The 2,477-nt window shown below is 38.2% G+C and carries 5 protein-coding genes and 1 pseudogene; all 6 read left to right on the forward strand.

The genetic code is table 11. The annotated features are described in order from the left end of the window. Positions 1–121 (forward strand): annotated as a pseudogene (locus QZ359_RS03970) (GNAT family N-acetyltransferase); the annotation flags it as partial. Between the two features lie 45 nt (positions 122–166). Beyond that, positions 167–295, forward strand: coding sequence for a hypothetical protein (locus QZ359_RS03975; protein WP_261219146.1), 129 nt, complete (start codon positions 167–169; stop codon positions 293–295). A 147-nt stretch (positions 296–442) separates the two neighbouring features. Beyond that, complete coding sequence (locus QZ359_RS03980) at positions 443–652, forward strand: helix-turn-helix transcriptional regulator (RefSeq protein ID WP_001107502.1); 210 nt, start codon at positions 443–445, stop codon at positions 650–652. Then, positions 642–1,115, forward strand: a complete 474-nt coding sequence (locus QZ359_RS03985; RefSeq protein ID WP_049521462.1) for a DUF6773 family protein — start codon at positions 642–644, stop codon at positions 1,113–1,115. The genes QZ359_RS03980 and QZ359_RS03985 overlap by 11 nt, the downstream gene beginning before the upstream one ends. Beyond that, entirely contained in the window at positions 1,105–1,593 is a 489-nt protein-coding gene (locus QZ359_RS03990) for a DUF6773 family protein (RefSeq protein ID WP_261219145.1), read from the forward strand. The genes QZ359_RS03985 and QZ359_RS03990 overlap by 11 nt, the downstream gene beginning before the upstream one ends. A 115-nt stretch (positions 1,594–1,708) precedes the next feature. Then, the coding region (gene pncB / locus QZ359_RS03995; RefSeq protein WP_293960724.1) for a nicotinate phosphoribosyltransferase at positions 1,709–2,477 on the forward strand (769 nt) is incomplete at its 3' end.

Genomic DNA, 2,477 nt, shown 5'->3' on the forward strand with positions numbered 1-2,477 from the left:
TGTCAATACCTACCAGTTTCAAGCTCCTGATTTTTATAAAAGGCATGGCTACAAGGAAGTCTTTACCTTACAAGACTATCCCTACATTGGGCAAAGATATTATTACCAAAAGGATTTGTAAGGTGAATATGAAATCATAAAGTAAATAGGGGGGCTTGACATAAGTATGAAGGGGATTCTCGATAAATACCAGTTAAATCCTACAAATTGTGTCTTTCTAGGTGATATTGAGGACAATACAACATTAGATGTGAAAGCCTACGATGCTGTAGATGTTTTGAAAAAAATTGAATAAGCAGAAAACTCTCTATTATTTTGTGGTAGAGAGTTTTTGTTAATAAAATATTACAAAAAGACATATATATGTTGCATTGAGTTAGATATATGATATAATGTTGTTAAAAAGAGGCGCAACTTTTTAAGAATGTGAAGGAGGACGCTAGTGGCTAAAAATTTAAAATTAAAATTAGCTCGGGTGGAGCGTGATTTAACACAAGGGGATTTGGCAGAAGCTGTGGGCGTTACTAGGCAGACTATAGGCTTGATTGAAGCTGGGAAATACAATCCTAGTCTCTCCCTCTGCCAGTCCATTTGCAGATGCTTAGGAAAAACATTAGACCAACTATTTTGGGAGGAAGAAGATGAAAAATAGAAAAAAACTTGTGATCAAAGATGAACGTACAGAAAAATTGGATGGAAAGATTTCAGGAGAAATTCTTTTGGGAATGTGCCTATTTTTGGCACTGGAAATTTTTGCCAAAGTTTATATTTTTAATTTAACTCTTCTATCCTATTCACCAGAATTACTTTTATTGATTGGAGTAGGTTTGTATGCCATTATTCGCCGCATGTATGTAGGAATTGATATTCGAGATATTGTTGAGAATACTGGAAAAGAAAGAATTTTATCTGCTTTGGGATTTTCTATAGTGATTTTATTGATTGATATCATAGGCAATCGCGAGGAACTGGTCAGTCTATTGACTTGGAAGTACTCCCTAAAAGTGGTTCTAGCAGTTATCATCTATCTCGTTGGGAGTTATTCTATGGATAGAGTTATCCTATACTTGAATCGCAGAAATCAGCAAGTTTGGGAGGAAGAAGATGAAAAATAGATTTTTTTATTATCAATTACTAGACGAAAGAGAAGAACAACTGATCAATAAAGCGGGGGCTGAAAGTTTCTATATCTCTATAGCTTTCTTGCTTTTATCTTATATGATTGCAGTATTAGCACCAAGTCTTTTTAATTCTAATATGCTGCTCATCGTTATCATCATAGGGACATTTTACTTTTTTAACCGTGCTCGAAATCTCGGAGTGACCTATTATAGCCGATTTCATTTTACGATTTTGGGATGCTTACTAGTGACTCTTGCAATTACAGCCATCTTGATGTTCCAGAACTACCAGTTCAATATTGAGATTTATCAGCATAATCCTTTGAATTTTAAATACTTGTCTGCTTGGATCCTTACTTATCTTCTTTATCTTCCATGGGTTTTTATTGGAAACCTAACTTTAAGAAATTTTGGCGAATGGGCTCAGAAAAAGTTTGAACAAGATATGGATGAACTGGAGAGTGGTGAATAGCTTGTTACTCTTTTCTCAATCCAGCTAAAATGTGATATAATAGTACTAATTTATTGGAATACATGAAAGTTCTTGAAAATCTTCATGTGTTTCTAGCTAAGGAAGTAGGAAAAGTATGTATCCAGATGATAGTTTGACATTGCACACGGACTTGTACCAGATCAACATGATGCAGGTTTACTTTGACCAAGGGATTCACAATAAAAAGGCGGTCTTTGAGGTGTATTTCCGCCAACAGCCTTTTAAGAACGGCTATGCGGTTTTTGCAGGTTTGGAAAGAATTGTGAGCTATCTTGAAGATTTGCGTTTTTCAGATAGTGATATTGCCTATTTGGAGTCGCTTGGTTACCATGGGGCATTCTTGGACTATCTCCGCAATTTCAAGTTGGAGTTGACCGTTCGTTCTGCCCAAGAAGGGGACTTGGTCTTTGCCAATGAACCGATTGTGCAGGTGGAAGGTCCTCTAGCCCAATGTCAATTGGTCGAAACGGCCCTTTTGAATATTGTCAACTACCAGACCTTGGTGGCGACTAAGGCAGCTCGTATTCGTTCGGTTATTGAAGATGAACCCTTGATGGAGTTTGGGACACGTCGGGCTCAAGAAATGGATGCGGCTATCTGGGGAACACGCGCAGCGGTGATTGGTGGCGCCAATGGGACTAGCAATGTGCGTGCTGGTAAACTCTTTAATATTCCTGTTTTGGGGACCCATGCCCATTCTTTGGTACAGGTTTATGGTAACGACTATGAGGCTTTCAAGGCTTACGCTGCAACCCATAAAAATTGCGTCTTTCTTGTGGATACCTATGACACCCTTCGTATCGGTGTGCCAGCTGCCATTCAGGTGGCGCGTGAGCTGGGTGATCAGATTAACTTTATGGGTG

It is taken from the genome of Streptococcus sp., from assembly GCF_019414905.1.
Classification (GTDB): Bacteria; Bacillota; Bacilli; order Lactobacillales; family Streptococcaceae; genus Streptococcus.